Genomic DNA, 26,464 nt, shown 5'->3' with positions numbered 1-26,464 from the left:
TCCTTTCTTTTCAGAAGTGTTCGAACTCTTCGAACTATATAACATTATTTCGTAACTATAAATTAGCTACGAGACTCAATAATAGCTTTTGCTATGTTTTGCGGTGCATCAGAGTACTTCAAAAACTCCATAGAGTATGAAGCACGTCCCTGAGTAGCAGAACGCAAATCAGTCGCATAACCAAACATTTCAGCTAGAGGCACTACTGCATGGATGAGTTTAACACCACCGATGCCATCATCCATACCATCAATTAGACCACGGCGACGATTTAAATCACCAACCACGTCACCCATGTAGTCTGCAGGAGTAGTCACTTCTACTTTCATGCAAGGTTCGAGCAAGGAAGGATTCGCTAGTAGCGCCCCTTTTTTAAAGCCCATAGAACCTGCAATTTTGAAAGCCATTTCGTTTGAGTCCACATCATGATATGAACCATCAAACAACGTCACTTTCACGTCAAGGACAGGGAAGCTGGCTAAAACGCCATTCTTCATCTGTTCTTGAATACCTTTGTCCACTGCAGGAATGTATTCACGAGGAATAACACCACCTACAACTTCATTGACAAACTCGTATCCGGCGCCTTCTTCTAGTGGTTCCAGTCTTAACCATACATGGCCAAACTGTCCGCGACCACCAGACTGACGTACGAACTTACCTTCTACTTCAACCGTAGAGCGGATGGTTTCGCGATAGGAAACCTGAGGTTTACCTACGTTACACTCGACACCAAATTCGCGACGCATACGGTCAACGATAATGTCTAAGTGTAATTCACCCATTCCAGATATCAGTGTTTGAGCCGAGTCTTCATCGGTTTCGACGCGGAAAGACGGATCTTCAGCTGCAAGTTTTTGCAGTGCGATTGCCATTTTATCCTGGTCGGCCTGTGATCTTGGCTCAACGGCAATGGTAATTACCGGTTCAGGAAACTCCATGCGCTCTAAAATCACTCTGTGATCGTTATCGCAAAGAGTATCACCTGTTGTTACATCTTTAAGCCCGATAGCCGCAGCGATATCACCTGCACGTACTTCTTTTAGCTCGGTACGATCGTTAGCATGCATTTGCACGATACGACCAACACGTTCACGTTTCTCTTTAACAGAGTTGTAAACACCTGAGCCCGATTGCAGTACGCCGGAATACACACGGATAAAGGTTAATGTGCCAACAAAAGGATCAGTCGCTATCTTAAATGCTAATGCCGCAAAAGGGGCATTATCATCAGATGGGCGCTCAACTTCTGCGTCGTGCTCATCGATACCTTTAATGGCAGGTACATCGATGGGCGCTGGCAAATAGTCGACTACAGCATCTAAAACCGCTTGCACACCTTTGTTCTTAAAAGCAGAACCACAAGTGGCGAGTACAATTTCATTATCGATGGTGCGCTGACGTAGTGCTTGCTTAATCTCAAGTTCTGATAGATTACCTGTTTCTAGGTATTTATCCATCAATTCTTCAGAGGCTTCAGCAGCAGCTTCCACTAAATACTCATGCATTTCAGCAGCCTTAGCCGCCAAATGAGCAGGAATTTCTTCATAAGAGAAGGTCATGCCCTGATCTTCTTCAGACCAGTTTATGGCTTTCATCTTAATAAGATCAATCACGCCCTTAAACTCTTCTTCTGCACCTATATTCATTTGAATCGGTACACAAGTTGCGCCTAGGCGAGTTCTGATCTGGTCAACGACACGGTCAAAGTTAGCACCTGCACGGTCCATCTTATTCACAAATACCATGCGCGGGACGCGGTACTTGTCAGCTTGACGCCATACAGTCTCAGATTGAGGCTCTACGCCAGATGAACCGCAAAAAACCACTACGGCACCATCTAACACACGAAGAGAACGCTCAACTTCAATCGTGAAGTCTACGTGACCTGGGGTATCGATGATATTAATTCGGTGTTCAGTGAACTGAGCATCCATACCACGCCAGAAAGTCGTTACAGCGGCCGAGGTGATAGTAATACCACGTTCTTGCTCCTGTACCATCCAATCCGTCGTAGCGGCGCCATCGTGCACCTCACCGATTTTGTGAGACAAGCCGGTATAGAACAGAACACGTTCTGTCGTGGTAGTTTTACCTGCATCCACATGAGCGACAATACCGATATTACGATAACGCTCAATTGGGGTTGTACGAGCCACTATTTATACCCTCTCAACTAAAACCTCAGTTTTAGCAATATCAACAACAGAGGTGTGAGCCAGGCCCACACCAACAAATTACCAGCGGTAATGAGCAAAGGCTTTGTTAGCTTCAGCCATGCGATGCACGTCTTCACGCTTCTTAACAGCAGTACCTTTGTTTTCAGACGCATCTAGCATTTCACCTGCTAGACGTAGAGCCATAGATTTTTCACCACGTTTGCGAGCAGCTTCAACTAACCAACGCATCGCTAGTGCGTTACGACGCACTGGACGAACTTCACATGGTACCTGGTACGTAGAACCACCAACGCGACGAGATTTAACTTCGACTGATGGGCGAACATTGTCCAGGGCTGCTTCAAGGATAGATAAATGTGCTTCGCTTTTCTTTTCAGCGACAACATCTAGTGCCTTGTAGATAATTTTTTCTGCAGTCGACTTTTTGCCGTCCTGCATGATGACGTTGATGAACTTAGCCAACAACTCACTGTGAAACTTTGGATCTGGTAGGATTTTACGTTGTCCTACAACGCGACGTCTTGGCATAACAATTCTCCGTATGCTTCAGGTATTTCCAAAACTGGAATATTTACAAAAACAAGCTTGGCCTTACTTAAACGGGCAAGTTAAGACTTAGGACGCTTAGCACCGTACTTAGAGCGACCTTGACGACGTGTATTCACGCCGGCACAGTCTAGTGCGCCACGAACTGTGTGATAACGCACACCTGGTAAGTCTTTAACACGACCACCACGGATTAGGATAACACTGTGTTCCTGCAGGTTGTGGCCTTCACCGCCGATATACGAAGTAACTTCGAAACCGTTAGTTAGACGCACACGCGCTACTTTACGTAGTGCAGAGTTAGGTTTTTTAGGGGTAGTAGTGTACACACGAGTACAAACACCACGCTTCTGTGGGCACGCATTCAACGCTGGCACATTAGTCTTTTCGACTTTTGGCGCGCGTGGCTTACGTACCAACTGGTTTACAGTTGCCATGTAATAGCTCCGATCAGTTGAACAATCTCAACAATTAGGTGTGAAAAATCTATATCCCACAATGGTGGGACGCGGAATTTTAGAAAGGTAAGGGCCAACTGTCAAGAAATAGCCAACTTTTCGTGCAAATTCCAATAAAAAAGGCGCCAAAGGCGCCTTTTGATAACAAACTGATTACTTATTCTTCGCCACCGGCCAAGTTTAGTAGGTCTGCTAGGTTCTGCTCAGCTTCGCTGGCAGTGGTTACTGCAGGTGCTATTTTAGCTGCCGCTTTCTTGGCATCTTCTGTAGCACGAAGCGCGTTACGCTTCTTATGGTAAGCATAACCGGTACCCGCGGGGATCAAACGACCCACGATTACGTTTTCTTTCAGACCACGTAATTGATCGCTCTTTCCGCCAACAGCCGCTTCAGTTAACACGCGAGTGGTTTCCTGGAACGATGCTGCAGAGATGAATGATTCAGTCGCCAAAGAGGCTTTGGTGATACCGAGTAATTCACGTTCGAAGGTTGCAGGTGTTTTACCTTGAGCGATGAGCTCACGGTTAGCAATCTTAACCCGCGCGACTTCTGCTTGTTCGCCCTCAAGGAACTCAGTGTCCCCTGCTGAGGTGATTAAGCACTTACGTAGCATCTGACGAATGATAACTTCGATGTGCTTGTCGTTGATCTTAACGCCCTGTAGACGGTAAACATCCTGTACTTCGTTCACAATGTAGTTTGCTACGTTGTGGATACCACGAAGACGTAAGATGTCATGTGCCGCTTCTGGACCGTCAGCGATGACTTCGCCACGTTCAACTTTTTCACCTTCGAACACGTTCAAGTTACGCCACTTAGGGATCATCTCTTCGTAATGTTCACTACCATCAGCTGGAGTGATCACTAGACGACGCTTACCCTTAGTTTCCTTACCGAACGAAATAGTACCTGAGATCTCTGCAAGAATTGCAGGCTCTTTCGGCTTACGCGCTTCAAATAAGTCAGCAACACGTGGTAGACCACCTGTGATATCGCGTGTTTTAGACGATTCTTGTGGAATACGTGCTAATGCGTCACCAACGTTGATCTTAGCGTTATCGTCTTTAGCAACAATCGCGTTACCCGGTAAGAAATACTGAGCCGGTACATCAGTACCAGGGATCATTAAGTCATTACCATCGGCGCCAACTAAGCGAATAGCAGGACGCAGTTCTTTACCGGCTGAAGTACGAGCACCTACGTCTAGTACCACAACAGAAGAAAGACCGGTTAACTCGTCAGTTTGACGCGTCATGGTCACGCCGTCGATCATGTCAACGAACTTCACGCTACCGGCAACTTCAGAGATAATTGGGTGAGTATGTGGATCCCAGTTAGCGATGATTTCGCCTGCTGTAACTTCACTGTCTTCCAATTTCTCAAGCACAGTACCGTAAGGCACCTTGTAACGCTCTTTCTCACGACCTAGCTCATCGATAATGGCAAGTTCAGACGAGCGAGACACAATAACCAGTTTGCCGTCGATGTTAGAAACATGCTTAGCGTTGTGTAACTTCAGAGAACCCGCGTTCTTAACTTGAACGTTGTTTTCTGCAGAAGCTCGCGATGCCGCACCACCGATGTGGAAGGTACGCATGGTTAACTGTGTACCTGGCTCACCAATTGACTGAGCAGCTACAACACCAATCGCTTCACCGTGGTTAATGATATGACCACGAGCCAAATCACGACCATAACAAGCAGCACACACACCAAAGTCTGTTTCACAGGTGATAACAGAGCGCACGATAACTTCGTCAACACTGTGTTCTTCTAAGATGTCACACCATGCTTCATCGAGCAGAGTGTTACGTGGAGCAAGAATTTCTTCACTGCCTGGCTTGATAACATCAATAGCCACCACACGACCCAGTACGCGCTCACGCAACGGCTCAACAACATCACCACCTTCAATTAGCGGCTTCATTGTTAATCCGTGCTCAGCACCACAGTCATCTTCAATGACGACTAAGTCTTGAGCCACGTCTACTAAACGACGAGTCAGGTAACCCGAGTTCGCTGTCTTCAATGCGGTATCGGCAAGACCTTTACGTGCACCGTGAGTAGAAATAAAGTACTGGAGTACGTTTAGACCTTCACGGAAGTTAGCCGTAATTGGGGTTTCGATGATAGAACCATCTGGTTTTGCCATCAGACCACGCATACCCGCTAACTGACGTATCTGTGCAGCACTACCACGAGCGCCCGAGTCAGCCATCATATAGATGCTGTTAAACGAAGCTTGCTTCTCTTCTACGCCATCACGGTTAATCACTGTCTCAACCGACAGGTTTTCCATCATAGCCTTAGAGACTTTTTCGTTAGCGCTTGCCCAGATATCGATAACCTTGTTGTAACGCTCACCGGCAGTTACTAGACCAGACTGGAATTGCTCTTGAATTTCAAGAACTTCCGCTTCCGCATCGGCAACTAAGGTGTATTTCTCGTCAGGAATAACCATGTCATCGATACCCACAGAGGCACCTGAAATGGTTGCAAAACGGAAACCGGTATACATCAATTGGTCAGCAAAGATAACCGTATCTTTAAGGCCTAATTGACGGTAACAAGTGTTGAGCAATTTAGAAATCTGCTTCTTACCCATGTTCTGGTTAACCAAATCATAAGATAAGCCTTCAGGCAGAATAAGCGACAGTAAAGCACGACCAATCGTGGTATCTACAATACGCGTTGCTTTAGTTTTTTCACCATCAGCATCTATGCTCGTTTCTGTAATACGTACTTTAACGCGAGCATGTATTTCAGCTACGCCAGTGGCATAAGCTTTCTCTACTTCAGACACATCAGCGAAGACCATGCCTTCTCCGCGGCCATTGATGCGCTCACGACTGGTGTAGTACAAGCCAAGTACAACGTCCTGAGACGGTGTAATAACAGGCTCACCGTTAGCAGGTGACAGAATGTTGTTAGTCGACATCATCAGCGCGCGAGCTTCTAACTGAGCTTCAAGCGTTAATGGTACGTGAACAGCCATTTGGTCACCGTCGAAGTCGGCGTTGTATGCCGCACAAACTAACGGGTGCAATTGAATTGCTTTACCTTCAATCAGCACAGGTTCAAATGCTTGAATACCTAATCTGTGAAGTGTTGGTGCACGGTTAAGCATGACTGGATGTTCACGAATCACTTCGTCTAGCACATCCCATACTTCTGCCTGCTCACGTTCAACCATTTTCTTAGCCGCTTTGATGGTAGTAGCTAAGCCACGACCTTCTAACTTGCCATAAATGAAAGGCTTGAACAGCTCAAGTGCCATCTTCTTAGGAAGACCACACTGGTGCAGACGCAAAGTTGGACCTACGGTAATTACCGAACGGCCTGAATAGTCAACACGCTTACCAAGTAAGTTCTGACGGAAACGACCTTGCTTACCCTTGATCATATCGGCAAGAGATTTAAGCGGACGCTTGTTAGAACCGGTAATAGCACGACCGCGACGACCGTTATCCAATAGCGCATCAACTGACTCTTGTAACATACGCTTTTCGTTACGTACGATAATGTCAGGCGCAGCTAAATCTAACAGACGCTTTAAACGGTTGTTACGGTTGATCACGCGGCGGTACAAATCGTTAAGATCTGACGTCGCGAAACGACCACCATCTAACGGCACTAATGGACGTAGATCAGGTGGCAGAACCGGTAATACTTTTAAGATCATCCACTCTGGCTTGTTGCCAGAAGTGAAGAATGCTTCCATCAGCTTAAGGCGCTTAGTGACCTTCTTGCGACGGGTTTCAGAGTTGATTGACGGCAACTCTTCACGCATTTGCTCGATCTGCTCTTCTAAGTTGATAGCACGTAGCAATTCTAACACTGCTTCGGCACCCATCTTAGCTTCGAACTCATCACCGTATTCTTCTAACGCATCAAGATACGTTTCTTCAGTCAGCATTTGGCCGCGCTCAAGCGTGGTCATGCCAGGCTCGATAACGACAAATGATTCGAAATACAGTACGCGTTCAATATCACGCAACGTCATATCCAGCATTAAGCCGATACGTGACGGAAGTGATTTCAAGAACCAAATATGGGCAACTGGGCTTGCAAGATCAATGTGACCCATACGCTCACGACGTACTTTAGTCTGGGTAACTTCTACGCCACACTTTTCACAGATCACACCACGGTGCTTCAAACGCTTGTACTTACCGCACAAACATTCGTAATCTTTCACTGGACCGAAGATACGCGCACAGAACAAACCTTCACGTTCTGGCTTGAATGTACGGTAGTTAATGGTTTCTGGCTTTTTAACTTCACCAAATGACCAAGAACGGATCAAGTCTGGCGAAGCCAAACCGATTTTTATACCGTTAAATTCTTCAGTCTTACTTTGCTGTTTAAGAAACTTTAATAAGTCTTTCACGTTTCTCTCCTGAAGGAGTTAAACCAGGTGCTTTGCTGGGCAAAGCACCCTTGGTTACCAAACACTGCTTAAGAGCGATGCTTACTCTTGATCCAACTCGATATTGATACCGAGTGAACGAATTTCCTTCAACAATACGTTGAAAGACTCAGGCATGCCTGGTTGCATCTGATGATTGCCGTCTACGATGTTCTTATACATCTGTGTACGACCATTAACGTCATCTGACTTAACCGTTAGCATTTCCTGCAGAGTATATGCAGCACCGTATGCTTCAAGTGCCCACACTTCCATCTCACCGAAACGCTGACCACCGAATTGAGCTTTACCGCCCAATGGTTGTTGAGTCACTAAGCTGTATGAACCCGTAGAACGAGCATGCATCTTGTCATCAACTAAGTGGTTCAGTTTGAGCATGTACATGTAACCAACGGTTACTTTACGCTCAAATTCGTTACCGGTACGGCCGTCACATAAGGTCAACTGGCCAGACTCTGGTAAGCCTGCAAGAGCAAGCATTTGCTTGATCTCTTTCTCTTTAGCACCATCGAATGCTGGTGTTGCGATTGGAATACCACCCTTAAGGTGAGTCGCCAAACGGACAACTTCATCATCGCTGAATGAATCGATATCAACGCGCTGTAGCACGTCATCACCTAACTCATACACTTGCTTGATGTAACCACGAAGCTCGGCAATTTCACGCTGCTCTTCGAGCATAGCAGTGATCTTATTACCTATGCCTTTAGCGGCAGCACCCATGTGGACTTCAAGTACCTGACCTATGTTCATACGCGATGGTACGCCCAACGGGTTAAGCACGATATCTACTGGATTACCTTCTTCATCGTATGGCATGTCTTCAACAGGACAAATCTTAGAGATTACACCCTTGTTACCATGACGACCGGCCATCTTGTCACCAGGCTGGATAGTACGTTTAACTGCAAGGTAAACCTTAACAATCTTAAGTACGCCAGGTGCCAAGTCATCACCTTGAGTGATCTTGCGACGCTTGATTTCAAATTTCTTATCAAAGTCAGCTTTAAGTTCTTCATGTTGCTCGGCTAATTGCTCAAGCTCAGTTTGCTTAGCTTCATCGTCAATCACTTGGATTAGCACGTCTTTACGTGGTAATTCAGCAAGTTTAGCTTCTGAGTAACCCGCAGACAGTAGCAAGTTACGTGCACGGCTTAATACGCCTTCTTCAAGGATCTTAAACTCTTCACCTAGGTCCTTACGGGCCTGAGCAACGTGCATTTCTTCGATTTCTAGGGCACGCTTATCTTTCTCAACGCCATCACGAGTGAAGACTTGAACGTCGATAATCGTACCTTTCACTGAGTTAGGAACGCGCAATGAGCTGTCCTTAACGTCAGAAGCTTTCTCACCAAAGATAGCTCGGAGAAGTTTCTCTTCTGGGGTCAACTGTGTTTCGCCTTTTGGCGTCACTTTGCCCACTAGAATATCGCCACCCTTAACTTCAGCACCAATGTATACGATACCTGACTCGTCTAACTTAGACAGAGCAGATTCACCTACGTTTGGAATATCGGCAGTGATTTCTTCGCTACCCAACTTAGTATCACGAGCAATACATGAAAGCTCCTGAATGTGGATAGTCGTGAATCTGTCTTCCTGGGCTACGCGCTCAGAGATTAAGATCGAATCTTCGAAGTTGTAACCGTTCCAAGGCATGAACGCGATACGCATGTTCTGACCTAACGCCAACTCACCTAAATCGGTAGAAGGACCATCGGCCAATACGTCACCACGAACCACAGGCTCGCCAACGAAACAACATGGACGCTGGTTGATACAGGTGTTTTGGTTAGAGCGGGTGTACTTAGTCAGGTTATAAATGTCGATACCCGCTTCGCCTGGGCGTAGCTCATCTTCATTAACCTTAACTACGATGCGACTCGCGTCAACATAGTCAACCACACCGCCACGCTTAGCCACAACCACAACACCTGAGTCGACAGCAAGCGTACGTTCAATACCAGTACCTACTAACGGCTTATCAGCACGCAGTGTAGGAACGGCTTGACGTTGCATGTTCGCACCCATCAATGCACGGTTAGCATCATCGTGTTCTAGGAACGGAATCAAGGACGCTGCCACAGAAATAATCTGCTGTGGCGATACATCCATGTACTGGATGTCAGCTGCGCGCATAAAGGTAGATTCACCTTTGTGACGACAAGCAATTTGTTCTTCAACCATGCGGCCAGTGCTATCAACTTCGATGTTAGCCTGGGCAATCACATAGCGGCCTTCTTCGATGGCTGATAAGTACTCAACTTCATCGGTGATCACGCCTTCAACCACTTTACGGTAAGGTGTTTCTAAGAAACCGTAAGAGTTAGTGCGGGCGAAACTCGCAAGCGAGTTGATCAAACCAATGTTTGGACCTTCAGGCGTTTCGATTGGACATAAACGACCGTAGTGAGTTGGATGTACGTCGCGGACTTCGAAGCCAGCACGTTCACGTGTCAAACCACCAGGACCAAGCGCAGAAATACGACGCTTATGCGTCACTTCTGATAATGGGTTGTTCTGATCCATAAACTGAGACAGCTGCGAAGAACCAAAGAATTCTTTCACTGCCGCAGAAATAGGCTTAGCGTTGATTAAGTCTTGTGGCATTAGCTCGTTTAGATCGCCTAAAGATAGACGTTCACGAACGGCACGCTCAACACGGACTAGACCAACACGGAATTGGTTTTCAGCCATTTCACCTACGCTACGAATACGACGGTTACCTAAGTGGTCAATGTCGTCGACTTCATCATAACCATTACGGATTTCGATGATTTTCTTCATAACGCAAACGATGTCATCTTTTGACAATACGCCGTTACCTTCGTCTTCAGCAATCTCAAGACGACGGTTGAACTTCATACGACCTACTTTAGATAAGTCATAACGTTCTTCACTGAAGAACAAGTTCTGGAATAATGCTTCAGCTGCATCTTTGGTTGGCGGCTCACCAGGACGCATCATACGGTAGATTTCAACTAAGGCTTCTAAGCGGTTAGTTGTTGAATCTATGCGTAGTGTGTCAGAAATATAAGCACCGTGATCAAGATCGTTGATGAACAGGGTGTCAATTTCTTTAATGCCAGCAATCGATAACTTAGCTAAATCTTCTAAGCTAATTTCGTTGTTAGCAGAAACTAATACTTCACCTGTATCTTCATCGATATAGTCTTGAGCAGCATACTTGCCAACGATGTAATCTACTGGCACTTCAAGCTCAGTAGTGTTGGATTGTTCAAGCTGCTTAATGTGACGGGCAGTAATACGACGGCCAGCTTCAACTAATACACTGCCATCAGCAGCCTTAATGTCATAGCTTGCAGTCTCGCCACGGAGGCGATCTGGCACAAGTGCCATCACTAAAGAATCTTTCTTGATCTTGAACTGAATGCGTTCGAAGAATAAGTCTAAGATGTCCTGAGTCGAATATTCTAGTGCACGTAGCATGATAGTCGCTGGTAACTTACGGCGACGGTCGATACGAACGAACAAGGCGTCTTTAGGATCGAATTCAAAATCGAGCCATGAACCACGGTAAGGAATAATACGTGCGTTATACAGCACCTTACCTGAAGAGTGGGTTTTACCACGGTCATGGTCGAAGAACACGCCTGGAGAACGGTGTAACTGAGACACGATAACACGCTCAGTACCGTTGATAACGAAGGTACCGTTATCAGTCATCAATGGGATATCACCCATGTAGACTTCTTGTTCTTTAATATCTTTTACTGTGCCGGCTGCGGCTTCACGATCGAATAACACCATACGCAATTTAACGCGTAATGGAGCCGAATACGTAACACCACGGATCTGACACTCTTTCACATCAAATACTGGCTCACCTAGCTTGTAGCTGACATATTGCAGCTCAGAGTAACCAGAAAAGCTCTTGATAGGAAAAACGCTACGGAAAGCGGCTTCAAAACCACGCTCACCGGTAGGGTCTTGATCGGTGAATTTCTTAAAAGAGTCTAGTTGGATAGACAATAGATAAGGGATATCCAACACCTGTGGACGCTTACCAAAGTCTTTGCGAATACGCTTCTTTTCAGAATAGGAGTAAACCATGGGTTTCCTCTGCTTACGGAATGTGACCAAGACTGAAATAAATTTAATTAAATCAGCACGTTTGCCTATCACCCTTGTTGACAAGAACCTAACCAGTAATCTCTGCTAGGGACTGTTAAAACTGGCGAAAAAAGGTGAAAAAAATCGCCTGCGCATAAAGCGCAAAAAAGGCCGACGGTTAAAAAACCGCCAGCCTTCACCCAATTGCTTGGGTGATCAAATAAGCTAAAGCTTACTTGATTTCAACAACAGCACCAGCTGCTTCTAAATCTTTCTTAAGTGCTTCAGCTTCTTCTTTAGAAACGCCTTCTTTGATGGCGATTGGAGAAGATTCAGCCATAGTCTTAGCTTCTTTCAGGCCTAGACCTGTAGCGCCACGAACGGCTTTAATTACAGCAACTTTGTTGTCACCGTGTGAAGTCATAACTACGTCGAATTCTGTCTGCTCTTCAGCAGCAGCGCCAGCGTCACCGCCAACAGCAACAGTAGCAGCAGCGGCAGAAACGCCGAACTTCTCTTCCATTGCTTCGATTAGTTCAACAACGTCCATTACAGACATAGCTGCAAAGGCTTCTAAGATTTGGTCTTTAGTGATAGACATTAGAAATATTTCCTATTGTTCTGAATTCAATTTTATTAAGCTGCCAGCTTGAAATTAAGCGGCTTCTTGTTTTTGATCGCGAAGGGCGGCCAATGTACGTACGAACTTGCCAGCAGATGCTTCTTTCATAGTCATCATCAACTGAGCTAGTGCTTCGTCGTAAGTTGGTAGTTTCGCTAAACGATCAATGTCAACTGCAGGGATAAACATCCCTTCAAAAGCTGCACCTTTAACTTCAAATTTTGCATTTCCTTTAGCGAAGTCTTTTAAAAGACGCGCTGCAGCACCTGGGTGCTCGTTAGAAAAAGCAATTAAAGTTGGGCCAGTGAATGTTTCAGCTAGGCACTCAAAAGCAGTACCTTCAACCGCACGCTTGGCTAGAGTGTTACGTACAACACGTACATAAACACCATTAGCGCGAGCAGCTTTACGCAGAACAGTCATAGCACCTACAGTTACGCCACGTGAATCGGCAACAACTGCAGAAAGCGCACCTTTGGCAGCTTCGTTGACTTCAGCAACAATTGCCTTTTTGTCTTCGAGTCTTAATGCCATTAGGCTTTACTCCTGGATTCTACCTAGGGAAATCCCTAGAATTTACCAAACCAAACACAACATGCATTTGATTACTTACGGTGCAGATTTCCAGTAAAAAAATTTAGCTGGGGCCTGACACCGTCTACGCAGGAAATTAAGTATGTCTGTTGACAACACCTGCGGTCTTGGACGGAAGCCGGTCTATTAGTCAAATCAAAAAGTTAACTTTAAGAAATCACACTAATAACGGCTTCAACCCACAAAGTGCGCGCATTATAGACTAATGCCCGCTCTTTGTAAAATTAGTTAGCAGTTTCAAGCGTAGCCTGATCAACCGCAACACCTGCACCCATAGTGGTAGAGATGCTAATTTTCTTCACGAAAACGCCTTTTGCAACAGCTGGCTTAGCTTTCTTCAGTGCTGACACTAAAGCTTCTAAGTTTTCTTTCAACTGTTCAGTCGTGAAATCCACTTTACCGATAGTAGTGTGGATAATACCGTTCTTGTCATTTCTGTAACGAACTTGACCGGCTTTGGCATTCTTAACTGCTTCAGCAACGTTTGGCGTTACTGTGCCAGTCTTAGGGTTAGGCATTAAACCACGTGGGCCTAAGATTTGACCTAACATACCAACAACGCGCATTGCATCTGGAGATGCGATAACAACGTCAAAGTTCATTTCACCGGCTTTGATTTGCTCAGCCAGTTCTTCCATACCTACAAGTTCAGCGCCAGCAGCTTTTGCAGCTTCGGCATTGGCACCCTGTGTGAACACAGCAACACGAACATCACGACCAGTACCGTGTGGAAGTACAGTAGCACCACGCACGTTTTGATCAGATTTACGTGGGTCAATACCAAGATTCACAGCAACATCAACACTTTCAACGAATTTAGCAGTAGCCAATTCTTTTAATAGTGCCACAGCTTCGTTTATATCGTAGCTCTTCATTCCATCCACTTTGTCGCGGATTACACGCATACGCTTAGTTAGCTTTGCCATTATCTTAGTCCTCTACTACCAAACCCATTGAACGTGCAGTGCCTTCAATTGTGCGAGTCATCGCTTCAACATCGGCGCCAGTCATATCAGCTGCTTTCAGCTCTGCAATTTCTTGCACAGCGTTACGCTTGATAGTACCTACTTTTACTGTGTTCGGACGAGCAGAACCAGACTTCAAGTTCGCTGCTTTAAGCAGTAAGTAAGATGCTGGAGGCGTCTTAGTTTCGAACGTGAATGAACGATCGCTGTATACAGTGATTACCACTGGAATTGGCATGCCCTTTTCCATTTTTTCTGTACGTGCGTTGAACGCTTTACAGAATTCCATGATGTTCACACCTTTTTGACCCAAAGCTGGACCAACTGGTGGTGAAGGGTTAGCAGAACCAGATTTAACTTGTAGCTTAATATAAGCTTCAATTTTCTTTGCCATGTCGACATTTCCTCAGTTTGGGTTCAAACGCCTATTGACGACATGCCAATATGCTCCCCGTGAAACAACGGGTGCGGATTATACAAAACTCCATACCCGCAAACAAATGGTTTTTGTGGTTATTTTAATCAGCTTTTTTCAACTTGATGAAAATCTAATTCCACTGGAGTCGAACGACCGAAGATCATTACCGACACCTTAACGCGATTCTTCTCGTAATCCACTTCTTCAACGGTACCGTTAAAGTCAGCAAATGGACCGTCACAAACGCGAACAACTTCACCTGGCTCGTAAATGATACGGTGAGTAGGCGACTCAACAGTGTCTTGTAGACGCTGCAGGATTGCATCGGCTTCTTTATCAGAAATCGGTGCTGGACGATCTGAAGTGCCACCAATGAAACCCATTACACGCGGGATACTTTTCACTAAGTGCCAGCTGTCATCGTTCATTTCCATCTGAACTAATACGTAACCAGGAAAGAACTTACGCTCACTCTTGCGGCGCTGACCTGCACGCATTTCAACCACTTCTTCGGTAGGAACTAAAATCTCACCGAAATAGTCTTCCATGTTGTGCATTTTGATATGTTCAAGCAGGGTTTTAGATACACGACCTTCATACCCAGAAAAAGCTTGGATCACATACCATCTTTTCTTAACTTCTTTAGCTTCAGTCATTTAAGATGCCTATACGCCAGTGATTAAATTTACGAGTCGTAACAATACCGCGTCAAATCCCCACAGGATCAGCGCAACGATAGCGGTAGCAACCAGTACTATAAAGGTGGTGTTTAACGCTTCTTGACGCGTTGGCCAAACAACCTTGCGTACTTCAATATGAGCTTCTTGAGCAAAAGCTAGCGCTATCTTGCCCTTTACAGTCTGAAGTGCAATCAAACCAGCAATCACAAACGCGACGATTACGCCTAAAGCGCGAACGACAACACTTGCCTCGCCAAACATTTGGTTGCCAATAATAGCAGCAGCGAGTAATACAATTACTATGCCCCACTTCACGATATCCAGAGAGTTAGTCTGGTTTTCAGTATTAGTTGTCATCGGTTTATTCCGTTACTTACAGCGACCTAAGCTTATGGCTTGAAAGATATTTATATCTTACAAATATGCATTTCCGAGTTTTCCCTTAGAAATGCGTCAGCACAGGGTCAAAAATTCGGCCATAGATTGTATTCTTATTCAGCTTTGTTAGCAAGACAGTGTGCTTGGCTTAGGGGCAAAAAGCCGAAATCTTAAAGCGCATTTTGCTCCCCCCATCAAAAGTGAAGCTTAATTGCACAACTTCGCATGTATTTTGAATATCATCGCTGAAAAATAAAAAACAGAAAAAACCTGAGCCAGGCGTTTTTTATTAATGAGAGAAATAAATCGAATAAAACAAGAAGTGACGTTTGAAAAGTTGGAGCGGACAGCGGGAATCGAACCCGCGTTATCAGCTTGGAAGGCTGGAGTAATACCATTATACGATGTCCGCGCACTAACTCGCCTGATGGCAAATTAGTATATAAAGTGGTGGAGGGAGAAGGATTCGAACCTTCGAAGGCTGAGCCGTCAGATTTACAGTCTGATCCCTTTGGCCACTCGGGAACCCCTCCACAGAAATATGGTGCCGGCACCAAGAGTCGAACTCGGGACCTACTGATTACAAGTCAGTTGCTCTACCAACTGAGCTATGCCGGCGCATCATTTCGGGGACGGATATTATGGAAATGTGCCTTAGAGTGCAAGTGTAAAATGTAAAAAAAGCTAAAAAATTCGCTTAAGCGTTGCTTTTTTATCCTTAATGGCTTTTTTTGGCTAAAAACTCGCCGAGACAGCCAAGATGACATTGCAAATACCTGTGTGACTATTGTTCCCACTAACACCTTGGTGTACTGTGCCAAACCAAGCTAAGAGAAAGGTTAAGATAGTGGCAAACTCAATACAAGACGCCCTTTATTTATCGTTTGAGCGCGAACAGTGGGCTGAACTTAGAAAATCAGTGCCGCTCACCTTGAGTGAAGCCGAGCTAACCCAGCTTAAAGGCATGAATGAAAAGCTGTCCCTCGATGAAGTCACAGATATTTATCTGCCTCTAAGCCGCTTACTGAATCTTATTGTCGGTGCCAAACAGCAGCGCGGCCTGGTTATCGATAAGTTTTTGTCCCAACAAGCGCCCAAAAGCCCCTACATCATCAGCATTGCAGGCAGCGTGGCCGTTGGAAAGAGCACCACAGCCCGTATACTGCAAACTTTGCTGCAACGCTGGCCCGAGCATCCTAAAGTCGATTTAGTCACTACAGACGGCTTCTTATATCCATTAGCCGAATTAAAGCGCAAAGGCTTACTGCAACGCAAAGGCTTCCCCGAAAGCTATGATACTAAGCTGTTAGGCGAATTTATTTCCGCGGTGAAGTCTGGGGATAATAATGTCAAGGTGCCGCTCTATTCCCACATCACCTACGACAGATTAACTGACCAGCATCAAGTGATAGCACAACCCGACATCATCATACTCGAAGGTTTGAATGTGTTACAGACAGGGCTCGATACCTTAGTAGAGACCCGTAGACCCTTCGTGTCTGACTTCGTAGATTTCTCTATCTATGTGGATGCCGATGAGAGTTTATTAAAAGATTGGTATCAACAGCGTTTCTTGCAGTTCCGTCACGGCGCTTTTAATGACCCTAGATCTTTCTTTCATCATTACGCGACGCTTTCTGATGGTGAAGCCAATGCCATCGCCGCCAATATTTGGGACACCATTAACGGCCCAAACCTGCAGTTAAATATCCAGCCGACCCGTGAGCGCGCCAAGCTTATCTTGAAAAAAGGCAAGGACCACCTTATCAGCCAAGTGTTAATGCGCAGATAATGCTTTCACAGGCCAGAGGTAAACTATGAATACCATCCTAGTCACTGATATTTTTGGCAAAACAGCAGCATTAGATGAAATCGCTGCAAACATTGCACATGAGGTCGAAGTACTAGACCCTTATAATGCAAAAATCATGAATTTTAATGATGAAGCTGAGGCGTATCGTTATTTCGCATCTGAAATAGGATTAGAGGCTTATGCGGCACTCCTTTTGGAGACAATAACGGCCAAGACTGGCCCAATTATGCTGATAGGTTTTAGTGTTGGCGCTGCTGCCATATGGAAAATATCCGACCTTGCAGCCGCGAGTAACATCGCTTCCGCAATCGGTTTTTATGGCTCGCAGATCCGTTATTCAGCAGATATAGTCCCTTTATTCCCAGTGAAACTGATATTCCCAGCGGCTGAACCGTACTTTTCAATTTCTGAACTAATTGCCACTCTGTCGAACACAGATAACGTGCAAATACAGCAAGTGACTTCACTACACGGATTTATGAATCGTCACTCACAAAATTTTGATACCGCAGACTATGAGCAATTCATGAAGGAATTGAGTGCTATCTAGCCCTAGCTTACACCCCTTAAGCCATCTTATTAGTCGCTCTCAAGCTTATCTCGCCGCCGACAAACGCCTGAAGCCCTTGTGCTGTTTGCAGCAGCACTGCGCCTTGCTCATCTATGCCTTTATAAATCCCAGTCACTTCATTAGGTGCCATCAGTAAACTCACTTCCCGGCCCATAAAAATATCATCCGCCTGCCAGGCATCAATAAAATCCTTAAGGCCCGCGGCTTCAAAGCGTTTAAGATCCTGTTTTAGCTGCTTATGCACCGCAATTACCAACTCGGTTTTGTCGGGCATAGACTCGAGGGTAGACAAGTCGCTCCAAGGTTGGTCGATAAGCTCACCTTGACTGGCAGACATGCTCATATTAATCCCAAAACCTATCACCAATTGGCACGCCTGCTCTGCACTATTAATAAGCTCAATGAGAATACCGGCCAGCTTCTTGTCATTAAGGTAAATATCATTCGGCCATTTAAGCCCGAGTCCGCTCACCCCCATTTGTTTGAGCACAGTCACAATCGAGCACGCTACCACTAGGCTTAAGCCCATGGCCTGAGGCATGCCCTGCTCCAAGCGCCAGTACAATGAAGCATAAATATGGTGACCATAAGGAGATAACCACTGACGGCCACGGCGGCCACGGCCAGCAGATTGATATTCTGCCAAGCAAATATCCCCACTTTTGAGTTCTTGGCCGTGAGTGAGCATAAAGGCATTGGTGCTAGGTATGTCGTTAAAGTAAAAACAGCGGTTAGATAACTGCTGCAATAACTGAGTTTCATCTAAGAGACAGATGGGCGTTGCCAGCTTGTAGCCCTTGCCCTTCACAGAATAAATATCTATACCGAACTCGCCCATGGCTTCGATCTGTTGTTGAATCGCCGAGCGTGATATAGCTAATTCTTGGGCTAATTGCTCGCCGGAAACAAAATGATCGGAAGATAATAATGCTAAAATTTGTCTTTTGTTATGCCACTGTATACTCATAAACTTATCTCTCCCTGCCTTCCCATGATCCTAGGTTCAGCGGCTAGTTTTACCCCGAATTTTGCTTCAACCTCTGCCATGACTTTCTTGGCTAAGTCGCAGATGTGCTCACCTGTTGCATTATCTTGATTAATTAACACCAATGCTTGGGCCTTGTGCACCGCGGCGCCGCCGACACTCATGCCTTTCAGGCCCGCTTGGTCAATCAGCCAAGCTGCGGCAAGCTTTATCTGACCATCCTCTTGGGCATAACCCACGATATCGGAATGCTGCTTCATCAATTCAAGGTATTGCTGCGCCGAAATTAGCGGGTTTTTAAAGAAGCTACCCACATTGCCTATCACTTGCGGATCGGGCAGTTTTTCCTGGCGCACTTGGCAGACACAGTCAAAAACGTCCTGAGGCGTAACGCTATCGGCTACTAGATGTTGCAGCGGACCATAATTGAGCACCGGCTGCCAATGTTTGGCTAACTTAATTTGTAATTGGGTAATGACGGCACGGTTTTTAAGCTGCTGCTTGAAAATGGACTCGCGATAATCAAACTCGCAAGCCGCATTATCAAGCCTTATTAGTGTCGCTGTTGTTAAATCTTGATACTCGACCCAGTCACACACTTGGTTAAATTCGACGCCGTAGGCACCGACATTCTGGATTGGCGCGGCGCCAACCGTACCTGGGATCAAGGCTAAATTTTCAAGTCCCGGCATATTGTGAGCTAGGCAATATTCCACCAGCCCATGCCAAGACTCTCCTGCTTGTACGCTAAGATAGAAATAGTCCTCATCTTGCGTTACCGCTATGCCCTTAGACAGCACCTGTATTACCACGCCATCGAAATCATCGGTGAAGACTAGGTTCGAGCCACCGCCCAACACCAACATAGGTTTAGCCCCATCGAAGGCCTGTTGGCTTAATTGAATAAGCTGCTCGGTGGTACGGGCCTCTAGCAAGGTATGGCAAGTTTGCGCCAAGCCTAAGGTATTGTGCATCTTGAGTGAATGCCAAGGTTCAGAAACAGTCATAGGGTTAAATCAAAAAATTACCAGTAACAGATAACTCATTGTAACCACTCGCGCCTAAGAAAGCTGCTAGCAAAGATGCAAAATCTATCTCTTAGGCTAAGTCCGGCATTTATACCAATCTCATTACTTTGCCATGATCAGTAATGTGGTAGGAAGTAGGGATTTTTGTATGCCATCACTGACGCTGACTTGCAAGGTATACCAACCTGGTAGATCCGGTGTAAATTCGGTCACTGGCTGAGTAGGAGCACTAAATGTGCCATTAGTGCCAGGATCTTTATCCACCAAACGCCACTCAAAAGTCATAGGTTGACCTTCAGGATCCGTTGCAAGTGCTTCAAGCTTAGTGGGGGAGCCCGCTGTTACCTGAATGTCGTATAGCACCTTAGTGATCACTGGTGGATGATTAACGGCCACACTAATTTTTTTAGTGGCGGGCTCTGACGTTAACTCATTATCTGTGGCAATCAGTGATACTAGATAATCCCCTTTGGCATCTAGGTATAACTGAGTATTCTGCTGGGTTGGGCTGGAAAATTCGCTGCTACTATCACTAGGTTTAGACACTAAGCTCCACGTATAACGTAAGCTATCATTGTCAGGGTCGACTCCCACGCCTTGCAAGTTAATGGTTTCACCTTGCTTAGGTGAGTTTTGGTTTAGATTAATGCTGACAACAGGGGCTCGATTAGTCGATGTCACCTGTAATTTCAGTTGTTTTTTACCTTGTAGCTTACCATCACTGACAGTCAGCTCCACATGATACTCACCTAAAGAACTCGCGCTAAACTTAGCTAGCTGCGTTGTTGCCTGTTCCAGTTTGACATTGGCATTGTCCGGTTTTTGAATCACCTGCCAGCTGAAACTTAACGTATCGCCATCAGCATCAGTACTTTGAGCCGCAGACAAAGTGAGCTCTTCATTAACTTTAAGCACTGTACTCGCAGCTGTAATCGATGCCACTGGAGCCGTATTACTAGTAACGCTAGTGGCGGTGATCACACTTTGAGCCACATCGGTATTATTATCTTGATCTTTCAGGCTTAATTGCACCTTATATTCGCCCAACTTGTCGGCGGTAAAATACGTTTCCACTGTATCTATACTAGTCAGCACTGCCTCACTGGCTGCAGGTTTTTCTAACAAACTCCAGCTAAAGCGAGTGTCTGTTTTTAGCCTACTGCTTTCCCCTGAAAGCGTCACACTATTGCCCTGTTTTACCGTTGCAGCAGCAGAAATAACAGCGGTAATCGCTTTAGCCCCTGCAACTTTCAGTACTAAACTTGCCTTGTCATTTGCGCCTTTACCATCGCTGACCGTCAAGCTTACTTGATACTCTCCAGCCATGACTACGTTAAAGCTTAGCTGTTTATTACTCGCATCATTTAAGGCCAACGTCGCGCCTTGAGGATCGGTAACCTGCCACAGGTAACTTAAGCTATCACTATCAGGGTCACTACTTTGACCACCTTGAACTAATACAAGATCGCCCATGTTAACTGAAGTGTTGTCTAATGAAACTCTAGCTGTCGGCGCATTATTCTCGGCTATGGATACAGCTGGCGTGCTGTCACTGGATCCGCCACCGCAAGCGATTAAACTAAGCGAGATAAAAGGAAATACTAGATAAGATGTTATTTTCATGACACGTCCTTGTTATTGTTGAAACTCCATTTACCCAGCTACCCTATTGTATTTATTGATTATAATAAAGATAAAAATGTTACATAATATTAATGTACTAACCTGTATAAATTCAACTCATCAATGCAACATCCATTCATGGCTAACTGTTTGCCTGTGATCGAGCAATAATACTCACTTAGTTTTCGAACATTGCTTCCAGTCAAAACAGAGTAAAATCGCGCCGAGAAAAAAATCATCGACAAAAAAGCCTGCATTAGATGCAGGCTCTTGGTTTAACTGTTTATTTCAATATGCAGGGATTAGCTGCGCACTTGACCTGTGCCGTTAACTAGGTATTTCTCTGCCGTCAATGACTCAAGCCCCATGGGGCCGTAAGCATGCAGTTTCGAGGTGGCAATACCAATCTCGGCGCCTAAACCTAGCTCGCCGCCATCGGAGAAGCGTGACGAGGCGTTTACCATAACCACAGAGGCATCCACTGTGCGTTGAAAACGCATCGCCGTGGCGTCATTTTTGGTCGAAATCACTTCGGTGTGATGACTGCCAAAGGCGCGGATATGATCTATTGCATGGTCAAAGTCATCGACAATGCGAATGGCGATTTCAAGATCTAAATACTCTTGGCCAAATTCGCTGTCATCCAGCACAGTGCAGCCTGTAAAGTACTTAGCAGCACGTGAACAAGCATTAATTTTCACCTTGTGGCTTGCAAGCTCAACAGCCGCTTTTGATAGGAAAGCCTCCGCCACATCTTGATGGACGATTAAGCCTTCGAGCGCATTACACACCCCGGTACGCTGAGTCTTGCCATTAAGCAGTAATGCCATGGCATTATCTAAATCGGCATCTTTGTCCACATACAGGTGGCATACACCTTTAAAATGCTGAATAACCGGGATTTTGCTGTTATCTGTGACGAAATTAATCAGCCCTTCACCGCCTCTGGGAATGATAACGTCGATATAGGCTCTCTGCTGCATCAGCTCCATCATTAGGCCGCGGTCAGGATCGGGAATTACTGTGATAAGCGCTTTTGGTAGCTTATGCTGTTGCAATACCGCTTGCAGCACTTTGGCGATAACTAGGCTAGATTGCAGTGCTTCTTTACCACCACGCAATACCACGGCATTGCCTGACTTAAAGCACAAGGCACCCGCATCGGCCGTCACATTTGGGCGTGCCTCATAGATCATGCACACCACCCCTAGAGGGATGCGCATTTTTCTAATTTTAATGCCATTAGGGCGCTCGCTTAAATCACGAGTAATCCCCACAGGATCCGGCAGTGAGACAATAGTTTCTATGCCTTGTGCCATGGCTTCGATTCGCTCCGGGGTCAGCAATAATCTGTCTAACATGGCTGAGCCTAAGTTATCTTCCTCGGCGCGGGTTAAATCTTGCTGATTCGCCGCTAGGATTTCTGCAGTGCTAGCTCGTAATGATTTCGCCATATCAAGCAGCACAGTATTCTTGGTCTGCTCATCTAATACCGCTAAGGTTTGCGCCGCTGTTGCAGCATCACGAGATAAGGTTTCTATTAAACTTAAAGATTGATTATTCATTAAATTTTCCAATTAAGTATTTTCTAAGATGGCGATATGTTTATCAGAAATTATCGAGCCAGTCTTTTGTTGAAATTCGTCGGCAAAGGCGCCATCGTCTTGGTCGGCAATAAAATTAAGCAGGCAACTACTGTAATTTGATTGGGCCTTGGCCAACTTAGTGCCATCGTCTCTACGGACTAAAATGGTATCGCCAACGGAAAATTCGCCATTGACCGCCATCACATCATCGCTAGTCAGTTGGTTGGGCAATCCATCGAGGGCGCCATCAAAATCATTTTCTACGACTAACTCCCCTTGCACCTGCGAGGTGTGCGTCATCCAATGCAAGTGTTCCTGCATAGGTTTGTCGAAGGGCGTAAACAAGGTGCCAGGGTTTTCACCCTTGAGCAAGCGGTTAAAATTATCCGCCTCAAAACCATTAACAATCACTGTTTCTATACCGTGTGATATGGCTTTTTCCGCCGCTTGGATCTTAGTATGCATACCGCCAGTACCCACGCCGCCAGCGGTAGCACCGCCTGCCATGGCATAGATCTCGGCATCGATATGGTTGACTTGCTTGATAAGCTTAGCATCGTCATGTTGCTGTGGATTCTTAGTATAGAGTCCAGCCACATCTGAGCAGATGATCAGCGCATCGGCGTCTGCAGCTGCTGCTACCATGGCCGATAGATTATCGTTATCACCCACTCTCAACTTGTCCGTGGTTACTGCATCATTCTCATTGATGATGGGCAATAAACCGTGTTCAAGCAAGGTTAAGATGGTGTCTTTAATGCTGACGTAACGCTCTCTGTCACGCAAATCACCGTGAGTCACTAACAGCTGCGCCGAGGGGAAGTCAAATAACCTGTCCCAAATCGCCATCATGTCAGCTTGACCTGCCGCCGCCATGGCTTTTTTCAAGGTAACATTAGGTTCAGCGACCTCGCTAAAATGGTGTCTACCCGCAGCTACTGAGCCCGATGACACTAATACCACTTGTATACCTTGAGCGCGACAATTTGCAATAAACTGCGCTATGCCCAATAAATAATGACTACTACAGCCCTGTTTGTTAGGCGCTATAAGAGCACTGCCGACTTTGACGACAATGCGTTTCCAATTTAACTTTGACATCTAAATCTAAATCCCGTTATTTTTGCTCGGCCATGACACGGCCGGCTTCATGAAACAATTCTGTGGTTTGTTCGCAAGGTGCACTATCTAAGTATGAAACTACCCAAATCACTACGCTGCTGACTACAAATCCTGGGATCATTTCGTACATTATGCTGGTTAAACTATTGCCATCGGCAAGCACTGGGGCGTAGATCCAAAACAGTACAGTCACTGCACCCGATATAATGCCCGCCATCGCCGCCTTGTGGGTTAAGTTCGCCTTGTAGAGGCTAAATAACACTAGCGGACCGAAGGCGGCACCAAAGCCTGCCCAAGCGTTACTCACTAGGGATAAAATGCTATTGCTGCGATCAAGCGCTAACAGACTGGCGACAATACCCACCCCAGCCACACCGAAACGCCCTAGCTTAACCATGTCTTTTTCACTGGCTTCTTTATTAGACATCACGCGGTAGATGTCTTCTGTCAATGAGCTCGATGACACCAATAACTGGCTGGAAATCGTGCTCATGATGGCCGCTAGAATGGCTGCCAATAAGAAGCCACTAATCAGTGGGTGGAACAACAACTCAGAAAATACAATAAAGATGGTTTCTGGGTCGGTTAAGGTCATTTCAAATTTGTTGGCGTAGGCTATGCCCACAAGACCCGTCGCTAACGCACCGACTATGGTCACTGTCATCCAGCTCATGCCTATGCGTCTGGCAATTTTCACATCGCTCACAGAACGAATAGCCATAAAGCGCACTATGATATGTGGCTGGCCAAAATAGCCAAGGCCCCATGACAGGCTTGAGATCAATCCCAACATGGTGACATTTTGCATGCCTTCAGAGAAATGCGGAATCGACTGATACGCAAAATCCATCATCTTATCCGCACTGCTAAACTCTTGAAAGGCCACCACAGGCACTAAGATGAGGGCAACAAACATGATGCAACCCTGAACAAAGTCCGTCAGGCTCACGGCTAAGAAGCCGCCTAGCAAGGTGTAAGACACCACCACGCCTAAGGTCACGATCAAACCCAGCTCATAATTCAGATTAAAAGCAGATTCAAACAACTTGCCGCCAGCCACTAGGCCCGCTGAGGTATATAAAGTAAAGAACACTACGATAATGACCGCCGCCACTATGCGTATATTGCTGTTAGGCGCGTTGAAGCGCTTGGCAAAAAACTCAGGGATTGTCAGCGAGTTATGAGCAACCTCTGTGTAGACCCTAAGTTTAGGGGCAACAATAAGATAATTCACCAAGGCACCAATAAGCAGGCCAACGGCGATATAAATCGTCTCAAATCCCACCAAGAACATGGCACCAGGCAGACCCATCAACATCCAGCCGCTCATATCAGACGCGCCCGCCGACAATGCAGTCACTTGTGGGCTCACCTGACGGCCGCCAAGAATATAGCCAGACACGTCACTGGTAGAACGGCGATAAGCAAATAAACCTATGGCCAACATGACCACGAAATACAATCCTAGGGATACATAAGTTAACATCGGCATAAATTACGCTTCTCCAATCGCTTTGTTATTTTGAATCACATTTGGTTTCAACATGACAAAAAGATAGGTGCTTAATAGTGTGCCTAAGCACAAGAGTTGAAACGCTTCTTTAAGTGATAAACTCAGACGGGCTAACCCCTGAGTGATGATAATTTCTTCGGTTGCATTGTCAAATGACATGCTTCCCTCCAGTTTATTTTTGACAAAAAAAAACACCAACATAGTTAGTGCTGTAACTATTGTACCTCATTTTGCTAGTCACTTTCTACCCACTGACAGTATTTAAGCCGTTTAATCATGGTTTACACAAGTTAATCAGCACTAAAACATGATTCGAACTATTAGTAATTATCGCTGTTTTATCGAGTGTACCCCTTAACCCTAAAGGCCATTGCTGGGCCATGAAATAAACATTAAAAAAGCCCTGAACCGTTAGGCTCAGGGCTTGATATTCATGATGAAGGCTTGAGAAAATGTTAACTTAATAAGAGGTATCTAAAGTCACGTATGCCAGTTCACAGGTCGGATGACCCTCTTTCACTCGCAACATGATTTTCTTGTTCGACATGTGCGCGGCTAACACACTAGCATACATCTCTTTGGCGTTGCCTGCTGTGGGATTGAGGGTAAAAAACGCCCCAGAAACCGAGGTGCAGTTAGCTAAGGATTCATCCAACGGGGTGCCGACATAGATGGCACCATCGGCATTGGTATACAAGGTGGAAACGGTTGAGATACAGCCCCAACTGGTGCATTTATCCTCCGCCAATGCCGCCGCAGAGCAAGCCAGTAGTGCCAACCCCAATAATACCTTTATCTTTTTCATATCCCTTCCTTTATTTATACGCTTCAGTGCATTTTTTTAGCCTGAAGGCGAATTGAGCATAGTATTTTCATAGC

Annotated in this window: 21 protein-coding genes and 3 tRNA genes; 2 read left to right on the top strand and 22 right to left on the bottom strand. The window is 45.7% G+C overall.

What is annotated here, in order from left to right; translation table 11 throughout:
• Nucleotides 1-62 precede the first annotated feature (62 nt).
• The 14 genes from fusA to SDEN_RS00840 all read right to left on the bottom strand — a co-directional run bounded on the left by fusA (nucleotide 63) and on the right by SDEN_RS00840 (nucleotide 15,962).
• Complete coding sequence (gene fusA, locus SDEN_RS00905; protein WP_011494633.1) at nucleotides 63-2,159, bottom strand: elongation factor G; 2,097 nt, start codon at nucleotides 2,157-2,159, stop codon at nucleotides 63-65.
• Nucleotides 2,160-2,237: 78 nt separating this feature from the next.
• Nucleotides 2,238-2,708, bottom strand: a complete 471-nt coding sequence (rpsG, locus tag SDEN_RS00900) for a 30S ribosomal protein S7 (RefSeq protein ID WP_011494632.1) — start codon at nucleotides 2,706-2,708, stop codon at nucleotides 2,238-2,240.
• Between the two features lie 80 nt (nucleotides 2,709-2,788).
• The gene (gene rpsL / locus SDEN_RS00895; RefSeq protein ID WP_011494631.1) at nucleotides 2,789-3,163 is read right to left on the bottom strand and encodes a 30S ribosomal protein S12; all 375 of its coding nucleotides are present in this window, start codon (nucleotides 3,161-3,163) and stop codon (nucleotides 2,789-2,791) included.
• A 178-nt stretch (nucleotides 3,164-3,341) separates the two neighbouring features.
• Entirely contained in the window at nucleotides 3,342-7,574 is a 4,233-nt protein-coding gene (gene rpoC, locus SDEN_RS00890; RefSeq protein WP_011494630.1) for a DNA-directed RNA polymerase subunit beta', read from the bottom strand.
• An 81-nt stretch (nucleotides 7,575-7,655) separates the two neighbouring features.
• Nucleotides 7,656-11,687, bottom strand: a complete 4,032-nt coding sequence (gene rpoB / locus SDEN_RS00885) for a DNA-directed RNA polymerase subunit beta (RefSeq protein ID WP_011494629.1) — start codon at nucleotides 11,685-11,687, stop codon at nucleotides 7,656-7,658.
• 232 nt (nucleotides 11,688-11,919) lie between these two features.
• Nucleotides 11,920-12,288 (bottom strand): 50S ribosomal protein L7/L12, encoded by a 369-nt coding sequence (gene rplL / locus SDEN_RS00880; RefSeq protein ID WP_011494628.1) that lies wholly within the window; start codon nucleotides 12,286-12,288, stop codon nucleotides 11,920-11,922.
• Between the two features lie 54 nt (nucleotides 12,289-12,342).
• Nucleotides 12,343-12,843 (bottom strand): 50S ribosomal protein L10, encoded by a 501-nt coding sequence (rplJ, locus tag SDEN_RS00875; protein ID WP_011494627.1) that lies wholly within the window; start codon nucleotides 12,841-12,843, stop codon nucleotides 12,343-12,345.
• Nucleotides 12,844-13,127: 284 nt separating this feature from the next.
• A complete protein-coding gene (gene rplA, locus SDEN_RS00870; protein ID WP_011494626.1) occupies nucleotides 13,128-13,829 on the bottom strand; it encodes a 50S ribosomal protein L1 in 702 nt (233 codons plus the stop codon).
• Between the two features lie 4 nt (nucleotides 13,830-13,833).
• Complete coding sequence (gene rplK / locus SDEN_RS00865) at nucleotides 13,834-14,262, bottom strand: 50S ribosomal protein L11 (protein ID WP_011494625.1); 429 nt, start codon at nucleotides 14,260-14,262, stop codon at nucleotides 13,834-13,836.
• Between the two features lie 128 nt (nucleotides 14,263-14,390).
• Nucleotides 14,391-14,942, bottom strand: a complete 552-nt coding sequence (gene nusG, locus SDEN_RS00860) for a transcription termination/antitermination protein NusG (RefSeq protein WP_011494624.1) — start codon at nucleotides 14,940-14,942, stop codon at nucleotides 14,391-14,393.
• A 9-nt stretch (nucleotides 14,943-14,951) separates the two neighbouring features.
• Nucleotides 14,952-15,323: a preprotein translocase subunit SecE gene (gene secE, locus SDEN_RS00855; RefSeq protein ID WP_011494623.1), complete on the bottom strand. Its 372-nt coding sequence runs from the start codon at nucleotides 15,321-15,323 to the stop codon at nucleotides 14,952-14,954.
• A gap of 359 nt (nucleotides 15,324-15,682) precedes the next feature.
• A tRNA-Gly gene (locus SDEN_RS00850) sits at nucleotides 15,683-15,756 on the bottom strand.
• Between the two features lie 36 nt (nucleotides 15,757-15,792).
• Nucleotides 15,793-15,877: transfer RNA gene (locus tag SDEN_RS00845), tRNA-Tyr, on the bottom strand.
• A gap of 9 nt (nucleotides 15,878-15,886) precedes the next feature.
• A tRNA-Thr gene (locus tag SDEN_RS00840) sits at nucleotides 15,887-15,962 on the bottom strand.
• A gap of 229 nt (nucleotides 15,963-16,191) precedes the next feature.
• Between SDEN_RS00840 and coaA the strand changes: the two genes are divergently transcribed.
• A complete protein-coding gene (gene coaA, locus SDEN_RS00835; protein ID WP_011494622.1) occupies nucleotides 16,192-17,136 on the top strand; it encodes a type I pantothenate kinase in 945 nt (314 codons plus the stop codon).
• 25 nt (nucleotides 17,137-17,161) lie between these two features.
• Nucleotides 17,162-17,707, top strand: a complete 546-nt coding sequence (locus tag SDEN_RS00830; protein ID WP_011494621.1) for a hypothetical protein — start codon at nucleotides 17,162-17,164, stop codon at nucleotides 17,705-17,707.
• A gap of 16 nt (nucleotides 17,708-17,723) precedes the next feature.
• Here SDEN_RS00830 and birA read toward each other — a convergent pair whose 3' ends face one another.
• The 8 genes from birA to SDEN_RS00790 all read right to left on the bottom strand — a co-directional run bounded on the left by birA (nucleotide 17,724) and on the right by SDEN_RS00790 (nucleotide 26,390).
• A complete protein-coding gene (gene birA, locus SDEN_RS00825; RefSeq protein WP_011494620.1) occupies nucleotides 17,724-18,695 on the bottom strand; it encodes a bifunctional biotin--[acetyl-CoA-carboxylase] ligase/biotin operon repressor BirA in 972 nt (323 codons plus the stop codon).
• The gene (gene murB, locus SDEN_RS00820; protein WP_011494619.1) at nucleotides 18,692-19,720 is read right to left on the bottom strand and encodes a UDP-N-acetylmuramate dehydrogenase; all 1,029 of its coding nucleotides are present in this window, start codon (nucleotides 19,718-19,720) and stop codon (nucleotides 18,692-18,694) included. The genes birA and murB overlap by 4 nt, the downstream gene beginning before the upstream one ends.
• A gap of 123 nt (nucleotides 19,721-19,843) precedes the next feature.
• Nucleotides 19,844-21,364, bottom strand: a complete 1,521-nt coding sequence (locus SDEN_RS00815; protein ID WP_011494618.1) for a PKD domain-containing protein — start codon at nucleotides 21,362-21,364, stop codon at nucleotides 19,844-19,846.
• Between the two features lie 302 nt (nucleotides 21,365-21,666).
• Complete coding sequence (locus tag SDEN_RS00810; RefSeq protein ID WP_011494617.1) at nucleotides 21,667-22,929, bottom strand: glutamate-5-semialdehyde dehydrogenase; 1,263 nt, start codon at nucleotides 22,927-22,929, stop codon at nucleotides 21,667-21,669.
• 12 nt (nucleotides 22,930-22,941) lie between these two features.
• Complete coding sequence (gene proB / locus SDEN_RS00805) at nucleotides 22,942-24,051, bottom strand: glutamate 5-kinase (protein WP_011494616.1); 1,110 nt, start codon at nucleotides 24,049-24,051, stop codon at nucleotides 22,942-22,944.
• A gap of 16 nt (nucleotides 24,052-24,067) precedes the next feature.
• On the bottom strand, nucleotides 24,068-25,564 hold the full coding sequence (gene putP, locus SDEN_RS00800; RefSeq protein WP_011494615.1) for a sodium/proline symporter PutP: 1,497 nt from the start codon (nucleotides 25,562-25,564) through the stop codon (nucleotides 24,068-24,070).
• Nucleotides 25,565-25,567: 3 nt separating this feature from the next.
• Nucleotides 25,568-25,744, bottom strand: coding sequence for a hypothetical protein (locus SDEN_RS20625; RefSeq protein ID WP_198134619.1), 177 nt, complete (start codon nucleotides 25,742-25,744; stop codon nucleotides 25,568-25,570).
• Between the two features lie 301 nt (nucleotides 25,745-26,045).
• A complete protein-coding gene (locus SDEN_RS00790; RefSeq protein ID WP_011494614.1) occupies nucleotides 26,046-26,390 on the bottom strand; it encodes a hypothetical protein in 345 nt (114 codons plus the stop codon).
• Nucleotides 26,391-26,464 lie beyond the last annotated feature (74 nt).

The organism is Shewanella denitrificans OS217 (assembly GCF_000013765.1).
GTDB classification, from domain to species: Bacteria; Pseudomonadota; Gammaproteobacteria; order Enterobacterales; family Shewanellaceae; genus Shewanella; species Shewanella denitrificans.
The sequence above is the reverse complement of the archived record's forward strand: the minus strand, read 5'-3'. Positions and strand labels throughout refer to the sequence as shown.